This is a genomic window from Candidatus Lariskella endosymbiont of Epinotia ramella, from assembly GCF_964019805.1.
In the GTDB taxonomy this organism is placed as follows: Bacteria; Pseudomonadota; Alphaproteobacteria; order Rickettsiales; family Midichloriaceae; genus Lariskella.
This window is the reverse complement of sequence record NZ_OZ026472.1, coordinates 213,877-238,406: the sequence shown is the minus strand read 5'-3', so window position 1 is coordinate 238,406 and position 24,530 is coordinate 213,877. Positions and strand designations below refer to the sequence as shown.

Annotated in this window: 17 protein-coding genes; 4 read left to right on the top strand and 13 right to left on the bottom strand. The window is 34.7% G+C overall.

Annotated features, from left to right (window positions below):
- Positions 1 to 131: 131 nt before the first annotated feature.
- The 3 genes from AACL20_RS00985 to AACL20_RS00975 form a co-directional block, all read right to left on the bottom strand.
- Entirely contained in the window at positions 132 to 1,571 is a 1,440-nt protein-coding gene (locus AACL20_RS00985) for a porin (RefSeq protein WP_339052294.1), read from the bottom strand.
- A gap of 1,254 nt (positions 1,572 to 2,825) precedes the next feature.
- On the bottom strand, positions 2,826 to 4,103 hold the full coding sequence (locus AACL20_RS00980) for a glycosyltransferase (RefSeq protein WP_339052648.1): 1,278 nt from the start codon (positions 4,101 to 4,103) through the stop codon (positions 2,826 to 2,828).
- Positions 4,104 to 4,304: 201 nt separating this feature from the next.
- Entirely contained in the window at positions 4,305 to 7,004 is a 2,700-nt protein-coding gene (locus tag AACL20_RS00975; RefSeq protein ID WP_339052293.1) for an AsmA family protein, read from the bottom strand.
- Between the two features lie 848 nt (positions 7,005 to 7,852).
- On the opposite strand from AACL20_RS00975, the gene AACL20_RS00970 reads away from it, so the two are divergent.
- Both AACL20_RS00970 and ruvC read left to right on the top strand, forming a co-directional pair.
- On the top strand, positions 7,853 to 8,554 hold the full coding sequence (locus AACL20_RS00970; protein ID WP_339052292.1) for a DsbA family protein: 702 nt from the start codon (positions 7,853 to 7,855) through the stop codon (positions 8,552 to 8,554).
- 1 nt (position 8,555) lies between these two features.
- Complete coding sequence (gene ruvC / locus AACL20_RS00965) at positions 8,556 to 9,038, top strand: crossover junction endodeoxyribonuclease RuvC (protein WP_339052291.1); 483 nt, start codon at positions 8,556 to 8,558, stop codon at positions 9,036 to 9,038.
- Positions 9,039 to 9,146: 108 nt separating this feature from the next.
- Here the strand turns inward: ruvC and AACL20_RS00960 are convergent, their stop codons facing one another.
- The 8 genes from AACL20_RS00960 to AACL20_RS00925 form a co-directional block, all read right to left on the bottom strand.
- Complete coding sequence (locus tag AACL20_RS00960; protein WP_339052290.1) at positions 9,147 to 9,461, bottom strand: YbaB/EbfC family nucleoid-associated protein; 315 nt, start codon at positions 9,459 to 9,461, stop codon at positions 9,147 to 9,149.
- A gap of 152 nt (positions 9,462 to 9,613) precedes the next feature.
- Positions 9,614 to 10,894 (bottom strand): beta-ketoacyl-ACP synthase II, encoded by a 1,281-nt coding sequence (gene fabF, locus AACL20_RS00955; RefSeq protein WP_339052289.1) that lies wholly within the window; start codon positions 10,892 to 10,894, stop codon positions 9,614 to 9,616.
- Between the two features lie 40 nt (positions 10,895 to 10,934).
- Positions 10,935 to 11,246: an acyl carrier protein gene (gene acpP, locus AACL20_RS00950; protein WP_339040787.1), complete on the bottom strand. Its 312-nt coding sequence runs from the start codon at positions 11,244 to 11,246 to the stop codon at positions 10,935 to 10,937.
- A gap of 1,415 nt (positions 11,247 to 12,661) precedes the next feature.
- Positions 12,662 to 14,545 carry a tRNA uridine-5-carboxymethylaminomethyl(34) synthesis enzyme MnmG gene (gene mnmG / locus AACL20_RS00945; RefSeq protein ID WP_339052288.1) on the bottom strand — a complete coding sequence of 628 codons (1,884 nt, stop codon included), beginning with the start codon at positions 14,543 to 14,545 and terminating at the stop codon, positions 12,662 to 12,664.
- 802 nt (positions 14,546 to 15,347) lie between these two features.
- Positions 15,348 to 15,974: an outer membrane lipid asymmetry maintenance protein MlaD gene (mlaD, locus tag AACL20_RS00940; RefSeq protein ID WP_339052287.1), complete on the bottom strand. Its 627-nt coding sequence runs from the start codon at positions 15,972 to 15,974 to the stop codon at positions 15,348 to 15,350.
- Between the two features lie 143 nt (positions 15,975 to 16,117).
- The gene (gene xseA / locus AACL20_RS00935; protein WP_339052286.1) at positions 16,118 to 17,533 is read right to left on the bottom strand and encodes an exodeoxyribonuclease VII large subunit; all 1,416 of its coding nucleotides are present in this window, start codon (positions 17,531 to 17,533) and stop codon (positions 16,118 to 16,120) included.
- Positions 17,534 to 17,547: 14 nt separating this feature from the next.
- Positions 17,548 to 18,504, bottom strand: coding sequence for a malate dehydrogenase (mdh, locus tag AACL20_RS00930; protein WP_339052285.1), 957 nt, complete (start codon positions 18,502 to 18,504; stop codon positions 17,548 to 17,550).
- 56 nt (positions 18,505 to 18,560) lie between these two features.
- Positions 18,561 to 18,923: a DUF721 domain-containing protein gene (locus tag AACL20_RS00925; protein ID WP_339052284.1), complete on the bottom strand. Its 363-nt coding sequence runs from the start codon at positions 18,921 to 18,923 to the stop codon at positions 18,561 to 18,563.
- Positions 18,924 to 20,266: 1,343 nt separating this feature from the next.
- Between AACL20_RS00925 and AACL20_RS00920 the strand changes: the two genes are divergently transcribed.
- A protein-coding gene (locus AACL20_RS00920; RefSeq protein ID WP_339051669.1) for an IS5 family transposase occupies positions 20,267 to 21,087 on the top strand; the annotation gives its coding sequence in 2 pieces (ribosomal slippage) (positions 20,267 to 20,654 and positions 20,654 to 21,087; 822 coding nt in all).
- A 7-nt stretch (positions 21,088 to 21,094) separates the two neighbouring features.
- Positions 21,095 to 22,987 (top strand): excinuclease ABC subunit UvrC, encoded by a 1,893-nt coding sequence (uvrC, locus tag AACL20_RS00915; RefSeq protein WP_339052283.1) that lies wholly within the window; start codon positions 21,095 to 21,097, stop codon positions 22,985 to 22,987.
- Between the two features lie 147 nt (positions 22,988 to 23,134).
- Here the strand turns inward: uvrC and AACL20_RS00910 are convergent, their stop codons facing one another.
- Positions 23,135 to 23,806, bottom strand: a complete 672-nt coding sequence (locus AACL20_RS00910; RefSeq protein ID WP_339052282.1) for an ABC transporter ATP-binding protein — start codon at positions 23,804 to 23,806, stop codon at positions 23,135 to 23,137.
- Positions 23,807 to 23,875: 69 nt separating this feature from the next.
- Positions 23,876 to 24,046: a 50S ribosomal protein L33 gene (gene rpmG, locus AACL20_RS00905; protein WP_339040803.1), complete on the bottom strand. Its 171-nt coding sequence runs from the start codon at positions 24,044 to 24,046 to the stop codon at positions 23,876 to 23,878.
- Between the last annotated feature and the right edge of the window lie 484 nt (positions 24,047 to 24,530).

Genomic DNA, 24,530 nt, shown 5'->3' with positions numbered 1-24,530 from the left:
GCGCTCCGTATGCTTCTTGCACTTGCCTAACAGGAACAAGCGTTTTAAGAAGCAGTCTATTGTGTCACACAAAAAAATAATCTCCTAAAGACAGAATCTTTAGGAGATTGTGATCACGCAATATCAAATATTTAGAACTTCAACTTAGCTCCCACTAAAAACACAATGCCGTTATTACCCTTAACGTTGTTATCATCGGGTCTATTGTAACTAAAGTGTGTCACCTCTGCATAAGGTAAAAAGCCAGGAAGCACTGAATAATCCATTCCTATACTAAAAATATTTGCTTTGTTATACGAAGTGATATACTGCTCCATGTTTTCTGGTTGGTTTATAACAAGACCAGCGCTTTTGGATTGCATATAAGTCACGCTAATGCCGAAGTCTTTGTATTTATAAGCAGCTCCAGCAGTCCAATAACTTCCGCCATATTTATAATCATCAGATGCAACTTGAGGCTTTGGATTTTTTGTTGTGCCAGATTTCCCAAGATCTCCGTATGAACCTGCAATACTGAAACCTTCATAATCAAATCTTGTTCCAATCTCCCATGCAAACAAGTTATTTCTTTCGATAATATAAGGAGTGCCTGGAGTTGGATTTGGATTTGCATTAGGATAAGATCCTTGCTTTGCATTTCCAAACTCTGTAATTCCAGAAATAGTCCAATTAACATCGTTTATTTTTGTGCTGTATCTTATACCAGCCTCTACTACGTCTTTATAACCTCTGCCACTATCTGAGGTAGAAACGCCATCTTTAATTTGATCCACAGTGCCGGTATATTCTGCATCCGGAATATAACTTACACCAAAAGTGAATCCATTCAGTTTTGGTGTATAATAAGTAATTTTATTTGCTCTAACATAATCTCTATTAACAGGTAACTGTGCTGAATCAATGAATGAGCGGCTTATATTTTGTTTTGTTGTTCCATAATAAGCTTTTGCACTTAGCCAATCACTCCAATCTCCTGCTATACCATCTGTCGCTCTTGCAACTGAACTCCCAGAAACCTTGATTCTATCATGTGCCCCATCATAGCTTCCAGCTTCAAGACGACCAAATTGTCCTTCTAAAAATAGCATCATTTTATCGCCTACAGGGTTTGATATCTGACCTCTACCTAGATCTATATCTATTGGTTTAGAAGTATCTGCATTAATTTTGACATATGCTCCATATTTCAGGCCAATTTCTTCTTTGCCACCTTCTGCTTGAAATATTATCTTGTTATTTGTAACAAAACCGTGAGAGCGCTGCTTACCTTTTGCTTTATCAAAATCTTTGTATCTAAATCCATCACTTTCATTATTTGCAACAGATCCATATTGTACATTTGAACTTAAGCTTACTGTCATATTAATACTAGTTGCACTTTGTGGCGCTTTTTTAAGCACGGCAACATCACTGCTAGTATTATTTCTGGTGGTGCTAAATTTTTTTTTATCAGCGTCTGAAGTTTTTAACTTCGAAACTTCATCCCCAGCAAAATTGCGCGGAACATCGGCAATTGCAGAACTCTGCATAGCAATAAATGCTGTACAAAGTAATAAAAAGTTGTTCTTCATGAAATGACCTATAGAAATGACTAAATGTTGACTTTGTGTTGAAACATCTTGTATGGAAAAATTAAGTATACTTATCATACTTTTCAAAATTAACGCTTGTAGAATGCTCATTATGTATTTTATATGCATATTATGCCCGCATTCTTCCTAACTCTTTTTGAAGTCTAATTTCATATGTACGCAAGTTAAATACCAACTCTTCATTTTATAAAGGTATTATTGCCTTGTTCATTAAATCATCGTGCAGGTCTTTTTAGCCTAATTTTCCGTATTACTTAGTTAATTTCTTTGCAAACATATAAAAGTATTAGACACAGAAATTAACTAGTACTCTAAAAAATCATGCATGCAAAATCCGCATGTCTACACTTATGAAGGCAATACCATAGAAAAACCTACTATAAAGCCTTGTAGAAAAGTAAAAGCTTTAGATGTTTTAGAGAACTTTTGCAATATAGTTAAAAGAGTTAAGTTTTATTATAAAACCTAAAAATAACTGACTTAAAAAATAAATCGCCACTATTGTTCTCAAATTCTAAAATATCCAACACTATAATAAACAAGCATTCAAAACCAAGCATATATTGCCATATTTCAAAGCTATATCTTCTAAATGTACTTTAATAGAACACAACTTGAACTCTTACTAGAACTACTTAGTGCATAAAGAACAAGAAATATGCAAAGAAATTAAGCATTGATAAGTTGTCAAAACACATTCATTAGGTTTTAAAATATACCTCAACTCAGACAAGAAACTTACCATACGTACTTATACCATAAAACCAATATAGTCTATAGAAATCTGTCATTTGTCATAAATATTTTTAGCATAGTGAAATTAACTGTAAAATCTAGCAATATTAATAGTGCTATAGTATACAGGTTTTCCAATCACCCACAAAAACCCATTGATTATTCTATGTTCCTATGGTCATGCCTTCATAAGTACGCGCGGATTTTAATGGCATGATTTTTTATAGTACCAGTTCATTTCTGAGTCAAATATTATATATATTTACGAAGGAATTAACGAAGTAATACTTTAAAAATCAGGCCAAAGGAGCCTGCGAAAGTGACTTTGCAGGCAGTGCCATATATACTAATCATACTTTTCAAAATTTGCGCCTCTTAAAGACAGCTTGTTATGTATTGATTAACATATTTTTTAAACAATACACGGCGACTATATGCTGTGATTTGTGGGATTTTGCATTAAATATGCGGATGATGAAGTAAATATTATAGCGGAATTCATTTATCAGAGATATATCTTCTTTTTTTTGAAAGACCATGCGGTGTTTTATTCCAAAAAAATGGAGCTTTATAAAGCTGGTATATAGAAAACAAACTTGCAACACTATGTAGCACAAAATAAATTGGAAATAAAAACCATAACTTTGTCTCGATATTGAGATTTTTATTAAACATAGTAATGAATGAGAGAGCTGCAATGCTCATTATACCGAATATACCGCTGAATCTCAGTGCAGTTCTTGTGAATTCTCCAAGATCAGCAAAAAAAAATACAATAAAAATTATCGGAGATATAGCAAAGAAAATTGTAGGCATTCCTATCAGACAAGATATAGATACAAAATCTAGTATCTTCATTATACAAGAGTTATATAATGTACTAGTTGTAACATTTTGAGACTTTTTTGTATTTTGATAACGTTTAGATATAGCTGATATTAGATCCAAATACGTCTTTAAGTGTCCCTTCATCCAACGCATTCTTTGTTTTATCCAAACGCGAACATGTATCGGAGCTTCCTCAAGTGTATATGAATCTATAATTCCAACCTTGAAACCACTTGATTTTATTCGAATGCCAAGCTCTGCATCTTCAGTTACATTTAAGGCATCCCATCCGCCTATTTCTTTCAGCACACTGGTTTTAAAGTGATTGCTGGTGCCACCAAGTGGAATAGAAAAGTTAAATTTTACAAGCATTGGAATGACATAATCAAATAAAATTGCATATTCAATTGCAAACATTTTCGTTAAAAAATTCTCATTCCAGTTATAGTAATTTAGCTTTGCTTGCAAGCATACATAACTTGCATCTAGAGCATGAAATTTCTGCACAGCTTTACTTAGTTGATAAACATCTGGTTTATCTTCAGCATCGTAAATTACGCAATATTCGCCTTTAACAAAATTCAGTGCATAGTTACATGCATTTCCTTTGGTTTGAATATTTGATCTTGGAACAATGATTACTTGAAAGAACTCTGGTAGCTTTATGGATTTTATAGAATGTTGCATTATCACATCTTCTTCTTCAAGCACTATCAGTACCTGCATTTTATCTTTTGGATATTTTATTGCAGATATGTTCTCTATCAATTCTTCAAGAACTTCTTGTTCCATAAAAAGTGGCATAATTATTGAATAGTTAGGCAAATCTTCAAGTAACAACTTTTTATGATTACATGTAGGTGCAAGATAATGCGACGGCCTTATATAAAAAGGTAGACCTCTAGTGAAACTGCCATAAAAAATTGGGAACAGCCTATATATAACCATCGTTGTATATATAGTGTTCAACGCACATAAAAATAACTCAGGAGCATTCACTAAGATGTATGCAAGAAGCAGAAAGTATAAGAAATAACGACTTCTTCGTATCAAAAAAATCATGAATGTTACACTAAAATCATATGTCTATCGCAATGTTGCTGATGTAGCTTTTTGAAAACTGTTTTTATTTATCATTTTTAATAACTTTTATCTTTTTGCAAATTTATTTTTTAAAAAAATGACAAGGTTTTGTGTATCAAATGCTACTTCTGTATTAGGTAATCCACCCTTATTGGTTACTTGCAATACTATTGGCGCACTATTCCCGATTGGAATAAAAGAAAATTTAGCCAGAGAGTTGAGCAATTTATTTGCTATATCATATCTTGCAACGAACATTCCTTTAAAGCGTCTATTATCCAGTTCTATATCATCAAGTCCTGCTATACCACCTACTACATCTATTTTTCCACTTACATTGTCAAAGAATGTAGAACCATATTCTGTATAGTAAGTTAACCTATGCATCACATCATCAAACGAAGTATTGATTTCAGGGATTTTAACAATTTCATCCATGCTAAATCCTTTCCAAAGTAAATTGCGGCCAGAAATTTTAATACTACCGCCTATCCTTGATAGCAACACATCTTGTGTTCTTCCAGAGAAGGAAAGTGAACCACTCATACTCATATATCCTGATAAATTATCAATCCCTATGATGTCTTGCATCAATTCACCTGGATTAATATTATTTAAGGCAAAGCCAATAACATATTGTGGCACTATATCTGCACATACTATACTCCCGACAAGATCCAAATCACCACCATATATCTTACCATTCAGAGATTTTATGGTTGCAATTCCATTATCAAGTGCCAAATTCAATGCTAATTCTTCCGCCTTATTAGAACTACCTGTCAATTTTTCAATATTGATACTGATATTGCCATCAAAATTGTGCGCACTCATCAAATTTATTGGCCTTTCAGCATCTAAAAAGCTATCTTGCAAAGATTTAGGAACTATTCGCTTGAGAAATTTAGTATCTAAATATGAAAAATTCCCATACAGCTCTATATGCGGCCTAAAAGCAGGAAGAGAAAGTGTAAATTTACTGTCAAATTTTGCTAAATCTGACGCAACTTTTAGGTTATGCACCGCTAAGAAACCAGGCGTAACCTCAAGCGACATAATAACATCATTCAAACTAACACCTTTTATTTTGCAATGATCAGCTATTATTTCACTATTCAAATTCATTGGGAAATATCTAAGCCATCCACCATCATGAATTGCTTCAAAATATTTTGCTCCTGTTTTATCATCATCAGAATTGTATAATAAAAACAATATGCTATCTAATCTTTCACTGATTCCTATCTGATCTAAATCCAAATCATTAAATCTAATACTAGATGTAGCATTCATCTTATTATTGCCATCTCTCATTAGAGTCCATCTTCCAACTAAGAAAAGATCACCAAACGCAGCCTTGATATCAGTAAATTTCATCCTATGCTGTGTCACAGAAACATCTGACTTGAACAATAACGTTTTTGTCTTTTGTAAAACATCCTCACTGAGATTGAGACCAAGCCACCTATTAAATCTCTCCATAGATTTTATTGAAAGCCAAGCGCTTCCCTTAAATTTTTTTCTTACCTCGTCTGTATTAGTTGCGCCATACATCGAAAACTCACCTATATCTTTTACATTGAATGCTATTGAATTGACGTATATATCATCATCTACTAAATCAGCATTTAATATGAAGTTATTTATTTCTCCAGAGTAAAGTTTTACGCTGTCTGCTTCGATGTTTAAAAATGCAGTAAATGTTTTAAGAAAGCCTGGACTAATATAAATACCTAAAGTATTTGTAATCACTCTAAGTGCACTAGCAATAGATAAATCATTCATCGATGGCTTGATGTTAAACATTAAATCAAGATCTAAAGCACGAAACTTAAGGTCTAATATCACTTCAGCTGGAGCTTCTGCATAATCTACTGCAAGACTACCCCTTATGTCATCTGCATGATTGGTAGAGAATTTGAGATTATCCATTCGCATTATAGAATTGCTGATATTCAAACTGCTTTCCAGGTATACTTTTGTATTCTCAGCATCTTCTGACTCACTCGATGAAAGCTTCTGCATATTAGCTATATCTACTCTAAAATCTCCTGTGAATTTGAAGTTACCAAAAAGATCTTTCCCAGAACCAGTAACGCTTAGATTGATATCACTTCCATTAATAGAAATTAAGAACTCACCAATATCCCCTTCTTTTGTAAGATCTTTTATATGTATCTCTGCATTTTGATTGCTGCCAGCAATATCATAGTTTGTCTCTAAGCTATAACTAGCAGAGGTTTCATCACCACTTCCTGTTACTCTTTTTTTTATTACGATAGAATGAAGTGGTACGTAATTTCCTTCAAATAGTATATTTGCATCATTTAGTATGATATCAGGGATCTCAGAGCTTAAATCAGACTTTATTTCTTTTACCAGTACGCCTTTAAGACGCTCAAAATTACACTTTGCACCATCAAAAGAGATAGAACCAGGTGATGTTACTCTTTCTGTAAAAAAATCTATAAAGCTATATGAAATAGTAAGGGACTCGCTTCTAATCATCCTGGCACCTGCATCTAGCAAGACCACATTACCTAAAGTCAAACTAGGAAATGGTAGTAATCTTACTGAGACATCGCCATTTATAAGTAACTTTAACCCATATTTTTTGTTTGTAGCTTCCACCACTCGCTCCTTCAAATAGTCAAAATTGACTAAATGCAAAGAGACATGTAAGCAAAACAAAGCTGCTATTAAAAACAGTGTTATCTTGACCAAGTACCTCAAATTCACTCCTACATAATAGACCACTTGCAGCATACATTCATTTTAAGAACCATGAAAGTAGCGACAATAAAACTCCACATTGTACCGTAGTTTCAGTTATAACATCTGTACTATCCCTAAGTCAAATCTTGCAAAAATCATTAACATTTTGCACATTAACTAAATATTAATATAAACAGCTTAACATAATGATACATACATCATTTAATTAAATTTTAACATCTGCAGACTTATTTTTCGAATTCAGACTATTTCTTGATAATAATTGAGACAGCAAAATTTTTTTGCGCTATAAATATAGTACGCTAATGCTAGTTAATGTTTTAGGATGTGCGGTAACGACGGTTTGTTAAACAGTAAAATTCCAACACAGCTTATTGAGCGAAATCACAATAACTTAGAAACAATTGTATTAATCTTTATGCAAATTATAACTTGCTAATTCATATTAATGCTTTAGTTTAGCCAAATGATTGTTTAAAAATGAACATTGCATGGATATATACCGCAGATAAGTGAAGAGTTGGTATTTATTCAGTGTATACGAAGTTGGAGTTCAAAAAGAGCTAGGAAGAATGTGAGCGTATGTATATACAAAATACATAATTAGCGTTTTTAAAGCCGCCAATTTTGAAAAGTATGACGTATATGCTGCCGATAACATCAGTGCACACTCGAGGATTTTGAAAGCAGGATTTTTTATAGTACAAGCTCATTGTCGTCTTGAATGCTTTTATACATTTGCAAGAAATTAACGCGGCAATATAGAGTATTAAGCAAAAAAGATAATGATTTGATTAATCAAGCTATATAATCTAGAGGAAAGCGCTAAAGGCATAACATAATCTTTAGAACTTTATATGTTAAAACTATTAAAACAGATGCTAATTGAAAATTCTATGTTAAAATCCGTTAGTTTACTTTTGATTTTGTCACTTTTGAATTTTGCAACAATTTGCTACGCAGATTCCAATAATTCTGCTTCTACAAAGCAAAGCATTGCTAAAGAAGAAAAATTGCCGACTAAGGATGAGGTACTTGCGATAGATGAAAATGACATCATAATTGGTGATGTTGATGCTCCTGTTACTGTATTTGAGTATTCTTCTTTAGCCTGTCCGCATTGCGCTACTTTTCATAAAGAAAATTTTGAAAAATTAAAAGCTGAGTATATAGACAAAAAAATAGTGCGTTATGTGCATAGAGACTTTCCAAATACAAGGCCAGCACTAATGGGCTCTGTGCTTGCAAGATGTAGCGGGCAATACGAAAAATATATCAATATTCTATTTAACTCACAAATGCACTGGGCATACTCTCAAGACTATCAAGAAAGGCTGCGTGGCATAGCTAAACTCGGCGGGATGGATAATAAGCAAATTGATAATTGCTTATCAGATAATCAGATATCAGAAAGAATTCTTCGCAGTAACTTATATGCCTCTAGAGTGTTGAACATCAATGGAACGCCCGCTTTCGTTATAAATGGCGAAGTATTAGAGGGTTCTAAATATAGTAAGATCAAAGCGGCTATTGATAAAGCTTTTGATGCTTCTAAAGCAAGTCCAGCAAGTCAGCCATAGAATGGTAAAAGTTTTAGGGATAGACCCTGGTCTTAGAAGAACTGGATGGGGCGTAATTGAAATACCACAAAAAGGACAGTTATGTTTTGCTGGAATGGGAGTAGTTAATACTTCAACTTGCGACACACTTCCAAAAAGATTGACGCAAATCTTTCATGGCATCCAAAAAATAATTACTGAGCACTCGCCATTACATGTGGCAATTGAAGAGACATATGTCAACACAAATTATCAAACGTCACTACAACTTGCTCATGCAAGGGCTGCCGCTATTGTTGCTGCATCTCAACTTGAGCTGACTCCTATATGCTATAAGGCAACCGTAGTTAAAAAAGCAATAACACATAGCGGCAACGCTAATAAAGAACAAATATTCAAAATGTTAAAGCTTTGGCTCAAAGATTTTGATGATAATAACAAACATTTTGATGCATCTGACGCTTTAGCTATTTGTGTATGCCATGCAAGAAGCATAGGTCTTTAAGCTGAAACTACGAGAATATTGCAAAGCTTATAAGTCTATCCGCAAAATTTTATTTCCTCAGCAAATCAATTTTTGATGGATAGACTGGTGAATAGAGCTTACGCAAAATTAAACAATTCCCTTCAGTATTTCAGGAGAAACACCTAGTTTTTTCATTTCTTCTGACATAAAGATATCAGCATTTTGTTTTGCGCTATTAAAAGCTGCAACGATTAAATCTTCTAAAATCTCAACTTCATCCTGTACAATTAAGCTTTTATCTATCTTCACTCTCTTTACATCACCTTTGCCTGATGTAGTTATGCTTACAAGACCACCGCCTGCTACTCCAACTACTTCCGATTCAGCTAGTTTTTGCTGAATTTCAGTCATCTTTTTCTGTAAATCCTGTGCTTGCTTCATTACTTGTTGAATATTCATCATTCACACTACCTAATATTTTTATAATCTATAAAGCGCGTACTAGCGCAAGTAACACAAACCTCAAGAAACTCTACAAAGCAGAAATTAGACAAATGAGCTCAAAAAGTAAAACTTGCACCTTATTAAAGCAGCACACCACTCCTTATCTTGAACTAGCTCTCAAATTTTCTAAATAACAAACTCACATTTGCACCACCAAAACCGAAAGAGTTAGAAAGAACAATTCTAACATCACATTTTTTTGCACTATGCGGAACAAGAGAAAATCCGTAACTTTCTTCAGGGTCATCCAAATTCAGAGTAGGAGGCACTACAGAGTTTCCAATTGCAAGCACAGAAAATATAGCTTCAATACCACCAGCCGCACCTAATGTATGCCCTGTGGATGACTTAGTAGATGAAATTGAAACTCGACTCTTATCTATGCCAGTGAATAATCTATCTATAGCTTGAAGCTCAACCATATCACCTATAGGAGTTGATGTGCCATGCGCATTGATGTAATCTAACTCTCCAGCTGAAATTCCAGCTTTATCAAGCGCGATTTGCATTGCTCTATAACCTCCATCACCACCTGGTTCAGGAGCTGTTATGTGATATGCATCACCGGTTGCTCCATAACCTATCAGTTCAGCGTATATCTTAGCTCCTCTATTTATAGCATGAGACAACTCTTCAAGCACAACAACACCGGCTCCTTCAGCTATAACAAATCCGTCTCTACTTTTATCCCATGGTCTAGATGCCTTTTCTGGAAAATCATTAAAACCTGTAGAAAGTGCTCTAGCAGCTGCAAAACCAGCGATACCAAGTGGAGAGATAGGAGCTTCAGCACCGCCACATACCATAACATCTGCGTCTCCACTACTTATTATTCTGGCACCATCTGCTATCGAGTGTGCTCCTGTTGCACATGCAGAAACAACAGAATAATTAGGACCTTTAAAGCCATATTTTATAGCAACATGGCCAGGTATTAAATTAATCAAGCTTGCTGGAACAAAAAATGGACTGATCTTCTTTGCACCATGATTACTTAATATTAGAGCATTCTGCTCTATAGTAGTCAAACCACCTATACCAGACCCAACCAAGATGCCAGTCCTACACTTCGCTAATTCATCTTCTGGCAACCAACCTGAATCTTCAATCGCTTGCACAGATGCAGCAATACCTAGATGGATAAATCTATCCATTCTTTTTGCCTCTTTCTGTGGAATATATGAAGCAATGCAAAAACCTAGAGGGTCATTGGGCAATTCAGAATCTGGAATGAAGCCACATACTTTACTTGGTAACTGACTCGTATCCACTAAAGAGTCAGGTATAAGCTTGATCCCTGATTTTCCGTCGATCAAGTTTCTCCATGATGACTCTATACTAGAGCCTAGTGGAGATACAACACCTACCCCTGTTACTACAACACGCTTCATATGAACAGCAATGATTGATTATTTTTTTAGAACACCGGTATTAACCGTTACGAAGAGCAGCTTTAATATAATGCATAACATCACCAACAGTTTTCATTTTTGCAGCATCTTCATCAGGAATCTCAACATTAAACTCCTCTTCCAGAGACATTACAAGTTCAACAGAATCAAGGCTATCAAAACCTAAATCACTGCCAAGCCCAGATTCTGGCTTAATTACTTTTGCTGCATCATCTACGTGTTTAGCAATTACTCCAGCAACTCTCTTTTCTACATCAGCGCTCTCAGCAATTTCTACAGATGCTTCGTTCTCCGCAACTCTAATTTCTTTCTTTAGATTGAGATCTGTCATAATAATCCTTAAGTTGTTAATCAGTACTACGATATGAAGAGACTAAATATCATAATTATAACCTTTGTCAAAGAATTTCTTTGCAAAGCTACACATTGTAACTTCGAAATTCCTGGATTTTACGCCGCCTATATCAATATACGATATAAGTAAAGTACGTATACTTAATATATAACTTGGTTAAATAATTATAATACTTACCTCTTAACTATCGCACTATCAAACCAAATTTTTGATTTGATTTGTAAAACAGAATATTCGAAAAGAACAGCACATTGCTATAAAGCATAGCAATGAAAAACTTACTGTTTTCTGCACTGCACTTCAAAACCTGATAAATATGCATAACTCTACTTTTGCATAAGTACCTAATGCATATTTTTAAAACATATTTACAGGTCTGAGATAGTAACAGACAACAGCGCACAGAGTCAAGCTAATGGTACTTGATTCATAAGCATTATTGACCAAATTATACTTCTTGCATCATCTGCTGTCAGCTTTTAATTGGTATAAACTCAACACAATTTGTTAAAAATTAATATACAAATCTTTAACACTAGAATAATTACTAAATCAGCAGCTTTAAATGAATATAGAGATAAAGGAAGAGCAGATAACTCGAGTGTATAGCAGGGTTTTCCGACGATACAAAGAGGTATGCGCTGAACACACACACTCAAAACCCTTTCTCGCAGTTAATTTATAAGAGGCTGCGGCATATAGTAAATCAAGTTGAAGTTTGCGCATATATAGATGTGTGTTACACTCAAAGGAAAATGCCATCCTCATACAGCAAAGATTTTCGGAAAAAGTAATAACATATGTATGCTTTGGTTCAATTCTTTAATGCACAAACCTCAACTTAATTTACCATACTATTATATACTAAGGCAGTATAAAAGAGTTATGCTAAACTTTGTCTTTTTGATAAATTTCAAGCCAGCCTCTCGCCTAAAATAGAGTGATATTGCCGATTCCAAGTGAATAAAAATTTATTCTAAATACTAGTTTTCCATGCCTATTTTATAGAGCTTTAGCTATCACTAGTCGCCTACGTCATAACTATAAGAAGTGCAGGATTTATTTTGGCTGTAAGTCATTATGATGCACCGAAAGTCCAGTAGAAAAAGTGGTAAAATTGCCTCAAACTTTATAGATTTTGTATAATATTAGAGAATTGGCACAGGACTGCACTTAAAAGCTAATTTTTGTATATTGAACTTTACGCAAAAATTGCTTTGCGTAAGCAAATAAATTTTTGACTGATAGACTATAAAACAAAGTATCTGCTCACAAATTTCAATAGCTCCAAATATGTATCCCAAGTATGTTAGACTACTGGTAAATATACATTTGAAAATTCATTATTTAGCAATCACACCTGAATTATTAGATAAAATCGCTGCAAGTGATTATTCTTGGCTTACATCTGGTTGAGAATTATATCGATTGCTATATTCACTCTTCTTTAAATATATCTGGAGTGCAACTACAGCAGCAGGCGTAATGCCTTGCACTCTCCTTGCTTCTGCGATAGTAGTAGGCCTAACGTTTGATAATTTAAGACGCACCTCATTTGAAAGTGCTTTTATCATGCTGTAATCTATATTACCAGGAATCTTTATAGCAGATTCCTCTGATAATATCTCGATATCTTTATTTTGGCGATCTTGATATGATGCATAAAGCGCCTCTATTTTTAAAATACCAACCAATTTTTGATCATAAAGCCGAATTTTATCATAAAGGCCGCAAATGATGTTATAGTCTATATTCTGCATGCCAATTATCTCTAAAAGCGTTCTTCTAACGCCATCTTTAGAAATATTTAATCCGAATTTCGCTAGTTGATTAGGCGTAAAAGTAACATTTGATAATTCAGCTTTTAGTCTTTTTAAATTAGCCTGTCTTACCTCATAATCGTTCAACCTATCAATTCCAATTACACCTATTTTAGCAGCATTCTGAGTAAGCCTTGAATCAGCATTATCAGGTCTCAGTAATATTCTAAACTCAGCGCGAGACGTCATCATCCTATACGGCTCAACTGTTCCAAATGTAATTAGATCACTCACCATAACACCTATATATGCATCCGCTCTACCTACTATATATTGCTCATTACAAAGTGAAAGTGCGGCGTTTATACCAGCTAGCACTCCTTGCCCAGCTGCTTCTTCATAGCCTGTTGTCCCATTAATCTGCCCAGCTAAAAATAGTCCACTTATTTTCTTTACCTCAAGTGTTGGTTTTAACTCCCTTGGATCTATATAATCGTATTCTATTGCGTATCCATACCTTGCGATTTTGACATCTTCAAGTCCATGAATAAAACGCAGCATCTTATCTTGCACCTCTTCAGGAAGTGATGTGGAAATTCCATTTGGATATATTAACTCATTATCCAAACCTTCTGGCTCTAAAAAGATTTGATGCCTCTCTTTATCAGCAAAACGTGTAATTTTATCTTCTATTGAAGGGCAGTATCTTGGACCACTACCTGTGATTTGCCCTGAATATATTGAAGAAAGATGTAAATTCTCTCTAATGGTTTCGTGCATATTGTGATTTGTATATGTAATATAGCAATCTATCTGCGGATTTTTCACTTCACTATTTAAATATGAAAATGGAACTGGTGGATTATCACCAGGTTGTTTTTCAAGTAAATCCCACTTTATAGAATCTTTAAACAACCTTGGTGGAGTTCCAGTTTTTAATCTACCAATATTTAGTCCATATGCTTTAAGTCTTTCAGCAAGCATAATTGATGCATTTTCTTGAAAACGCCCAGCGTTTTTTGTTTTATTCCCAACATGAATAACACCACCTAAAAATGTACCAGTAGTCAGCACTACAGACGTTGCTAATATACGCTCAGAGCCACAAACTACGCCTTGTACTTTTCCAGACTCCAATATCAAATCTGTTACTTCCATCTCAAGTATTGTAAGATTTTTATAACAGGATAAAATACTCTGCATAGCAGCTTTATAAAGCTTTCTATCTGCTTGAGCACGCGGGCCCCATACTGCTGGTCCTTTACTACTGTTTAACATTTTATAATGGATGCCAGCCATATCTATAGCAACTCCCATAAGTCCATCTAGAGCATCAACTTCTCTTACGATTATTCCCTTTGCCACACCTCCAATTGAAGGATTACAAGACATTTCTCCTATATTATTGAAACTATATGTAATTAAACAAGTTTTTGCTCCAATTCTTGCGGATGCAGCTGCAGCTTCAACACCAGCATGCCCAGCACCGACTACAACAACGTCAAAATTCATCATAATTGTAATTTTAGCTTAGTTTATATTCGATTCAATTATCAAAACTTAAAGTCTTTCTATAATGCGAGTCGCCAATTATTTTATCTGTCAGTCAAAACTCGATTTTCTGCGCAAATAAATTTTTGCCGCAAGTTAAATGTACAAAAATTAGCTTAAAAACGAGGCTCTGCGCTAATTTTCGGATATATAATTTATCACAGATACTGGCAAATACTACTTTAGGCATTGCCAGCAAAGTATTTATAACCGATATAAATCCAGCACTCCTTAGAGTTATGATGCAACTACTATTTTATAATTGGCGATGCGTCCTGATTATAGCCCTATTAACCAAGTTATTGTATCAGACTTTTTCTGGCCTGATTTTTAAAGTATTACTTCGTTAATTTCCTCGCAAATATATAGTATTGAACTCAGAAATTAACTTGTACTCTAAAAAATCATGACCTTAAAAGCCACGCGCATGCACTGACCTTAAGGCAGCGCCTAATCAGCAACTTAAGATTTATAATACTAAAAGGTCGTTTTATAAGCTAATTTTGCGAAGGAATAAATAGGAAAATACGATGTAATAAATGCACTAACAAATTCTTACATTGATAACTAGTTTTTATTGCCTAAATGACTGTACTGAAAACATTATTTATACCATGCACTTATTACTTTTTATACATGTATATAATCGCCATACTTTTCAAAATTGGTGCCTTTAAAATGCTCTTCATGTATTTTGTGTTGCATTGCCGGTAAAATAGCATTCTAGAAAAAGGTAAATAAAGTGCTAAATCACCATTTAGAGGTATCACTTATGTTGAATGAATTCTATGCTAGCAGTCTGCTTAATAGTATCTGAGATATTTGAATTAAAACTATCAGAAGAACCGACGCGCGATTCATCTAAAAGATCCTTATTCTCTTGCTCTTGAATAACGTCTTCTTGCTCTATTTTAGACTCCTCTTCCACTTTTGATTGCGTACCTGAAGACATACTGTTAAACATCATCTTCCCTATCAAATTTTCAATATTTACTGAGGACTGAGTAAACGTTATATTATTACCATCTTGTAACATTTCATCTTCTCCACCCGGGACCAGAGACACATATTTATCTCCAATCAATCCACTAGATACAATCTCAGCAGAAGTATCTTTTGGGAGAGAAACACTTTCATATATATCCATAGTAATACGAGCTGCATAACTAACTCTATCCAACGACTGCCCAGATACTCTACCAACTTTTATACCGCTAACTCTAACTAAACTACCAACCTCTATACAATCTATCCTATCGAAGTCTGCAGTGATCTTATAAAACTTTTCATTCACCTTATCGATGCTACCTGTGTTATAAGCTTTATAAAGGAATAGCGCTGCTACTACCAGTACCACAGCTCCAACTATTGTTTCAGTCAAGTTCTTATTCATAGTCTATCTACAAATGTTTTATCACATAAATAATAACAGCGCGCTTGTTAGATCCTTTGAAAACTACTAAATCTCACCTTTTGATATTCCATTTTTTATAAAATCAATTTAAATATATCACAACACAAGCACACTAAAATCTTCTAATCTCTCTCAGTCACAACAACATGAAACTTACCATCTGACATCTCAACTCTTAATTTCTTCCCAACTGTAACAGCGTTGCAAGAAGTTAGCAAATTCCCCACATCATCATAAACCAAAGCCAAACCACGCTTTAACAAGCGATCAGTGCCATTACGCTTAATAGCTATATCAATTGTTTCAAGAGCAGCACGCATTTTTTTGAAGTATAACATTAAAGCATCTTCTAGCCTATAATTTAAATACACCAAATCTTTATCAGCACTCTGTATTTTTTGGTCTAATATTGCAATGATATGTCTTATGTGTAAAATACTCTGGACTTCACTGCGTTTTTTGTGAATCAAACTTTGCGCAATATAACTGAATCTTTGATATATCGAAACACGTTTTAGTTTGTTAATATTACAAAAATACTCAAAATTCTTACAAATTGAAATATATAGCTTCTGTAGATTCGTTAAATTCATGCACAAAAGGTCTTCTGTCTCGATGAATGCTCTTGATATAAGAGCTGCTATTCTCTTAATTAGATCATCTCGTACTGGTAAAGCCATCTCAATTGCAGCAGTAGGCGTTGGAGCTCTTAAATCCGCCACTAAGTCACATAGTGTTACATCTGTTTGATGACCAACTGCTGACACTATTGGTATATTCGAAGCATATATAGCACGCACTAATACTTCTTCATTGAAAGGCCAGAGATCTTCTATAGAGCCTCCACCCCTTGCAACAATGACCACATCTATTTTTTTCCCTGCTGTCAAATCGTTCAAATTGTGTATTGCATCAGCAATTTGTGATGCAGCACCCTTACCTTGAACAGCTACATCATAGACCAATACTTCAATTGGAAATCTATCTCTTATTCTATGTAGCATGTCATGCAACACAGCACCCTTTTCCGATGTAACAAGCGCTATAACTTTTGGCAGTAAAGGTAACTTTTTTTTGTGCGCTAGATCAAACAATCCTTCTTCAGTTAGCATCTGCTTGCGCTTTTCAAATAATGCAAGCAGAGCACCTCTACCTGCCATTTCAAGCTTTGACAATATAAGCTGATATGATGATCTGCCGGGATATGCAGTAATGCTTCCTGAACAGACTACCTCCATTCCATCCTCTATATCCATAGGGAAAACGCAAGTGTTCCCCCGCCAACAAACAATATTAAGCAACGAATCATTATCTTTCAGATTAAAATATACATGTCCAGAAGAGGCAACCTTATACCCAGATACCTCACCCTGAACACGCACATAAAAGAAGCTATTTTCTATACATTCCTTAATCAAGCCAGAAAGCGCAGAAACAGTATAAACCAAATCTTCTTTCAAGACATCAACCAGCTTATCATTACTAGCATCTGGAACCATTAGATCAATGTATCCTTGCTTTAAGTCGCTTTTGTTCAAAACCTTCGACATCCTTACTTTAGCATTTCTGCCATAGAAGTTATGGTATCTTGTACACCTTTTACAGAAGCATCAAACATTGCTTTTTCATCACTTGTGAGAGGAATTTCTATAACTTTCTCAACGCCACCTGCTCCTATCACAACTGGTACACCAGTATAAACATCTTTAAAACCATATTCGCCATTTAGATAAGCGGCACAAGGTAATATCCTTTTTCTATTCAACAAGTAAGCTTCCGCCATTTCCATTGCAGATGCCGCTGGAGCATAAAAAGCAGAACCTTTCTGTAATAACTGTACTATTTCTCCACCACCATTCTTGGTCCGCGTTACTATATCATTAACTTTTGCTTCAGTAATCAGGCCCATCTTGATTATATCTGATAGTGCAATGCCCCAAACCGTAGTATATCTAATAAGTGGCACCATAGAGTCTCCATGCCCACCAAGTACAAACGCTGAGACATCCTGAACTGATACATTTAGCTCTCTTGCCAGGAACAACCTAAAGCGCGCAGTATCAAGTACACCAGCCATTCCAACAACCTTTTTACTGGAAAGTTCGCTAAACTTCTTAAACGCATAAACCATGGAATCCAGAGGATTCGTCACGATTATGACAAAAGCATTCGGAGCATAACGCTTTACTCCATCAGCTGCTATTTTCATTACCTCAACATTTGTAGAAAGTAAATCATCTCTACTCATACCAGGCTTGCGCGCAACACCTGCAGTTATTATAACTACATTTGCGCCTTCTAAGTCTTTATAATCTGCTGTACCAGTAATCGCAGCATCACAACTTTCAACAGTGAGACTTTGTGCTATATCAAGAGCTTTACCTTTTGCAAAATCTTCTGTCTTATCCAATATTACTATATCACCAAGACACTTCATGCTTGCAAGATGCGCAAGCGTTCCTCCTATATTACCGCCACCTATTAGCGCTATCTTGTTCACATTTTGCATAAGCAACCCCCCGTAATGGATAAATAATTTGATGTTAAATATTCTTCACGCTTTTATCAATCACTCTTTTTAGCAAAAACCTGAGATTTTCTAACTTTAATCTTTACTTGTGCAACGGCTTCGTAACCAAAATAGCTATTTACTCTTGAGATGATTGTCTGCTGGCAAGATTGCATCTCAAGAGCAAACCCTGGATTCGAAATTTCAATCGTTAATGTGCCACGAGCTCTACTTTCTCCGTTAAACGTGATATCACTTGGATAGCTAATACTCGCAAGACCTCGCCCAACTATATCTATCCAGTTTGCTCCTATCTTTTGTGCAACTGCATCACAACTACTGAGAATATTGCCAAGCACAGTATTTGTTACAATATTGAGGCTTTTGAAGCCAGCTTTTAATCGACTATTCCTTAACATGTTATGTACCTATCTAAATGGTATCACAAGATCCATTTATACCCCCTATCAAATAACTTGGCAATTGAACAATAAGACATCGCTGTTTTTAATACATTGCTTATTTCGTTAACATTCTATATATAAAATAGCAATATTCATAAAAAGCCTTTATATACGACCGAAAACTAGATTTATCAATATCATCCCAATAACAGCACAAGTAATATCAATCTCATCAACAGAAATTACATATTGAATCAATCATTATGTTATTGCATTATAAAATTCACGACAATACATAACTCACAGCATTTGCTAACTTTATAGGTTTTGTTGCAATAAGTGTGCAAAGGTTAAGCAGCTTTGGTAAATCCAAAGAACCAACCAGTTGATGTTTTCCGCATTTTGCTATATCTTCTGTCTTCTTATGTGTATATTATGTCAAACTTCAAGTTCTGTTGAATAAATATACTATTTACCGGCCTTACTTCCAAATAGAACCACATGCATAATTATCAACGGCACCACAGCACGCTTCGTAAGCTTAACAAATCTATTATAACTTCCCAACTTCGGAAATTCTGATGTATAGTACATACTTAGACATTCTTGATAAAAATCTTTAAACATGCGATGATGATTCAAATGAAAAGCCACAAGTATTGTAATTATTTCTAATAAGCTCATCATATATCACATTCTCCTCAGCATTCTCTCGCTACATAACACACGTCTCTTCAGGTTCAATTCCAATAGCTTGCAAAGGTAATCTATATAATAGTATATCCATAATAATGGAATCATAGTATGTTCCTCAGAACGTAGTGGTTTTAGAGGAATTCTAATGACTCCCCCTTCTTCTTATTCCGATACTTTCATTCCTTAGGTCGAGCTGAGGTTAAATATTTATGCATCTGTAAGATTGGTTGCAGCAAAAGTCTCAAAATTCCGTCCAGAAGACTCAATTTCTTTTCGTACTGCTGCATTTCTTGCTTTAACAAACGCTGGATTGCTATAATCTACCATGTTCTCACCACTTCTTTTTTGATATTATAGAGGTGTGCAATATGCAACAGCTTCTTCGATATTGCACTCATAATTCCTTAATAAATTATAAAGCATTATATTGTAAATATGGTCGATTATTAAAATCACATTTGCATGATAAATAATTAGTGTGGAGTATAGTATCAAAATAAGCATGCAAATCTCTACTGCTATATACCTATTTGTATCGTTGAAAATCGCCATACACTCAGGTTATATACTTTACAATCTATGCTTTGAAGATATATAAGTTCATTAGACCTCTTGCATAACCATATAAATTGATTAAAATCCTTGATTTTATCAAGGATAACATGAAGTTTGAAAACATCAAAGATGAATACGCAGAAGAGTTTCGCAGGCTTACTGGCATTAAACGAGGAACGTTTGAAGTTATACTAAGTATATTAAAAGAAGCTGAAGCTATTTTAAAGTCTCAAGGTGGAAAACCCAATAAATTGGCTTTAGAAGATCGATTACTCATGACGCTTGAGTACTTGCGTGAATACAGGACATATTTTCATATTTCCCGCAGTTATGGAATAAGTGAAAGTGCCTGTTATCGTAATATACGTTGGATTGAAGATACTCTAATTAAAGATAAACGATTTTCACTACCTGGACGTAAAGCATTACTAAAAAGCGATTCTGAATACGAACTTGTGTTAATTGATGCTACTGAAACACCGATAGAACGACCTAAAAAAAACAGAAGCACTTTTATTCGGGAAAAAAGAGGCGACATACTCTAAAAACTCAGCTTATTGTGGATAAAAGGAAAAAAGAAATCATTTGCACTAATTTTTCTAATGGCAAGCGTCATGATTTCAGGTTATTTAAAGAATCCGGAGTTCACATCCACCCTGAGATTAAAGTTCTTACAGATACTGGTTATCAAGGCATTGATAAGTTGCATTATAATTCAGAGTTACCAAAGAAAAAGACAAAAAAGCGACCACTAAGCAGGAAAGATAAAAAGAAAAATCGTCAATTGTCTAGTGAACGTGTTTTAAATGAAAACGTCATAGGCATGATCAAACGATTTAAAATTATCGCTGATCGTTATAGGAACAGAAGAAAACGATTCGGTTTAAGGTTTAATTTACTTGCTGGTATCTATAACTTTGAGCTTTAAATAGGTTATGCAAGAGGTCTATTATATGAAGCAAATTGATATAAAAAAGGGTTTAGCAGCATTAGATAATGCTATATGCTCTGCGCCTGAAACACCTGGTGTTTATAAGATGCTGGATAGCGCAGGTGTTGTGATATATATAGGCAAAGCAAAAAATATCAGGAAGAGACTGTCTCAGTATAAGCGAATCGATAAAATGCCAAATAGACTGAGATTGATGATTACACTACTTCATGCAATTGATACTCTGGTGACGGATAATGAATCAGATGCACTGATTCTGGAAGCAAATCTTATCAAATCTTTTGATCCAAGATTCAATATCGCGCTCAGAGATGATAAATCATTTCCATATATTGCGATTTATTTCAATCATGAATTTCCTAGAATAGCTAAACATAGAGGTGCCAAAAACATACAAACAAGATATTACGGACCGTTCTCCAGTGTTGAAAACCTAGAAGCCACAATCAATGAGTTGCAAAAGATTTTTATGATTAGGTCATGTACAGATAATTATTTCACAGCCAGGCGATCCCAAATGAGGCCATGTTTACTATATCAAATAAAAAGATGCAGTGCCCCTTGTGTAAACAAAATTACACAAAAAGACTATGCACAATCAATAGATCAAGTCATCGACTTTCTTTCGGGTAATAGCAAAAATGTACAAAATGAATTGATAGATCTGATGAATACAGCAAGTACAAAGCTGGATTTTGAGAGAGCAGCTGTCTTGCGAGATAGAATTGCTTTACTAACACAAATGCAGAAAAAGCGAATAATGCTGGATTATAAGAATGATGCGGAAATCCACATTTTTGCTCATTATAGAAACGCATTGAATGCATGCTTACACTTAATTTTTATGCGTAATGGAAAGAATTATCAGAATCAACAATATTTCCTAAAAGATGTAGATACTCGTGACTATCATAATTCTATTAACATATTCATTTTGCAATTATATGAAGATATAGAGATGCCCCAGGAAATCTGGATTAACACAGAAGAGGCTGAGGCCACTATTTTACAAAATGCACTTATTTCACTAGCAAAGAGAAAAAATAAAGGAAATATATATTATCCAAAAGTTGTAATACCAAAGCTAGCATCTTTAGAACATAATATAATGGAATTTGCTACAAAGAATGCAAGACACGCTTTGATTAATCAAATGCAAAAGTACTCTAAACAACATGCTATGCTCCAAAGAATGCAAGAGGTATTTGTATTGCAAAGGATTCCAGAAAGGATTGAAGTGTATGATAACAGTCATATTTTTGGAAAATTTTCATTTGGATGTATGATTGTTGCAACTCCAGATGGCTTTGACAAAAGAGAGTATAGAAAATTTAAAATAGAGCATGACACTAATTCGGATGATTATTATATTTTAAACCAAACATTAAGCAGAAGATTAAAACATTTACAAAGTGCTGCTTGTCCTGATGTTATTTTGATAGATGGTGGTGCTGGACATTTAGCAGTTGCTATCAAAATACTGGAATTAAACAAGCTAGATCAAGAGATAGATGTTATATCTATAGCAAAAGGAGAAAAAAGAAATGCTGGTGAAGAATGGTTCTTTACTCCAAAGAAAGGCAAGTTTCAATTAGAAAAAAATGATCCGTTGTTATTCTATTTGCAAAATCTTAGAGATGAGGCTCATAGATTTGCAATCAGCACACATAGAAAGGCGAGAACCAAAGCAACGCTAAAATCTCTAATATCAGATGTCCCAGGCGTTGGAGAAAAAAGAATGAAGACTTTGCTGACTATATTTGGTTCATACGAGAGAATCACCAGCGCGTCAATAGAAGAACTATCGTGTATAAAAGCGATCGGCAAAAAGACTGCTGAAAAAATAGTAAATATTTGTAAGCAGCGTAATCTTTAGGCACTGCCTTCATAACTAGTACGCGCGTGGATTTGAAAGGCATGATTTTTAGAGGACCAGTTAGTCCATCCCTTAAACATCATTTCATGCTTCTTCTGAGACTCTTGGCGCGCGTACTAGCAAATCAATTTGCGGCTGATGGACTTACTATACCAGATTTAGTGTTTTGTTTTTTAATACGAAAGATCTGTCTGCAATTTTTGCAAGATCTGAATTGTGTGTTACAAGTACAACAGATGCTCCTCTTTCTTTAGCTTCATTAAAGAGCAAATCTGCTACAATCTTTGAATTAGTTTCATCGAGATTGCCTGTAGGTTCGTCAGCTAGAATAATTTTTGGGAAATTTACAAGTGCTCTTGCAACTGCTATTCTTTGTTGTTCCCCACCAGATAATCGTGAAGCCAAGGAATGTCGCCTATCCCAAAGCTGAAGTTTTTTTAGAAGCAGTTCGGCATTTTGTTTCGCACTGGATGACGAAGCGCCAGATATGAGTTGTGTTATAGTAAGATTTTCCAGTACAGTAAACTCAAGTAATAGATAATGAAATTGGTATACAAAACCTATAAGCTTCCTGCGAGCTTCTGCTTTTAGGCGATCAGACGCCTTTGAATAGCAATGCCCTGATATAAAAATATCGCCACATGACGGCGTATCAAGTAGCCCCATAATGTGCAATAATGTGCTCTTTCCAGAGCCTGAGCGCCCGATAATAGAGACAGAATCTCCATCAGCTAACTTGAGGTTGACATCCTCAAGAACTCGCGTGTTGGAGTTATATTCATTGTAATCCTTAGTAATGCTACTTAGTTCTATAGACATCAAACACGTCCTATACGTTGCATATAGTGCACGATATTAAAACAAAAGCTGTACACACTACTAATAAATCTAACTGCTGAGCTTCTTTTCTTCAAATAGTACATGCTTTCTAACAATCGGATCATACTTGCGAAAGCTCAATTTTTTTGTGAGTTTCTTCGGATTTTTTTTCTTTACTAGAAAGTAACCAGTTCCAGCGGAGCTAGCTAACTTTATTGACACAGTATTTTTCTTAGCCATTGATATTTTCCATCTATAAGTAATACGTAAAGTAACTACACTACACAAACCTTGAAAGTAGCAGCTCAAACCACAAAATTCAGGTCAAATAAAATGTGCAATTTAAAGTCGAAGTAACTAACCAAAAAAGCTTCACTCAAGTTAATTCACTGCAAGTAAGTCTTTGTATATACCTTCCAAGAATTTAAAGTAACAAGAGTGGTATGTCCCACACTGTAAAGAATATACAAAATCCAGAGCTAGAAGCAAGTAAACTAAAAAAACACAGCTAGAGCTTTTGCGCTATGATAAACAAAGCTGCTTTTCGAAATTTTTACACCTCTTATTCTTTTTATAAAAGATAATGTCAAAAATACCCAACTCCAATCAGCAAGTGAGTAGTATATCAGGCATGTGAGAGCCATCTTGGGGAATAACATAGAGCATCCTCATGCCATACCACTTAAACTGCACAGATTTTATTATCTATATTCAATGTTGTCAA

Excerpts from the sequence above, each read along its gene's own strand:
- AACL20_RS00985 (WP_339052294.1), bottom strand. The coding sequence starts at position 1,571 with ATGAAGAACAACTTTTTATTACTTTGTACAGCATTTATTGCTATGCAG.
- AACL20_RS00980 (WP_339052648.1), bottom strand. The coding sequence starts at position 4,103 with ATGGTTATATATAGGCTGTTCCCAATTTTTTATGGCAGTTTCACTAGA.
- AACL20_RS00975 (WP_339052293.1), bottom strand. The coding sequence starts at position 7,004 with ATGCTGCAAGTGGTCTATTATGTAGGAGTGAATTTGAGGTACTTGGTC.
- AACL20_RS00970 (WP_339052292.1), top strand. The coding sequence starts at position 7,853 with ATGCTAATTGAAAATTCTATGTTAAAATCCGTTAGTTTACTTTTGATT.
- ruvC (WP_339052291.1), top strand. The coding sequence starts at position 8,556 with ATGGTAAAAGTTTTAGGGATAGACCCTGGTCTTAGAAGAACTGGATGG.
- AACL20_RS00960 (WP_339052290.1), bottom strand. The coding sequence starts at position 9,461 with ATGATGAATATTCAACAAGTAATGAAGCAAGCACAGGATTTACAGAAA.
- fabF (WP_339052289.1), bottom strand. The coding sequence starts at position 10,894 with ATGAAGCGTGTTGTAGTAACAGGGGTAGGTGTTGTATCTCCACTAGGC.
- acpP (WP_339040787.1), bottom strand. The coding sequence starts at position 11,246 with ATGACAGATCTCAATCTAAAGAAAGAAATTAGAGTTGCGGAGAACGAA.
- mnmG (WP_339052288.1), bottom strand. The coding sequence starts at position 14,545 with ATGATGAATTTTGACGTTGTTGTAGTCGGTGCTGGGCATGCTGGTGTT.
- mlaD (WP_339052287.1), bottom strand. The coding sequence starts at position 15,974 with ATGAATAAGAACTTGACTGAAACAATAGTTGGAGCTGTGGTACTGGTA.
- mdh (WP_339052285.1), bottom strand. The coding sequence starts at position 18,504 with ATGCAAAATGTGAACAAGATAGCGCTAATAGGTGGCGGTAATATAGGA.
- AACL20_RS00925 (WP_339052284.1), bottom strand. The coding sequence starts at position 18,923 with ATGTTAAGGAATAGTCGATTAAAAGCTGGCTTCAAAAGCCTCAATATT.
- uvrC (WP_339052283.1), top strand. The coding sequence starts at position 21,095 with ATGCAAGAGGTCTATTATATGAAGCAAATTGATATAAAAAAGGGTTTA.
- AACL20_RS00910 (WP_339052282.1), bottom strand. The coding sequence starts at position 23,806 with ATGTCTATAGAACTAAGTAGCATTACTAAGGATTACAATGAATATAAC.
- rpmG (WP_339040803.1), bottom strand. The coding sequence starts at position 24,046 with ATGGCTAAGAAAAATACTGTGTCAATAAAGTTAGCTAGCTCCGCTGGA.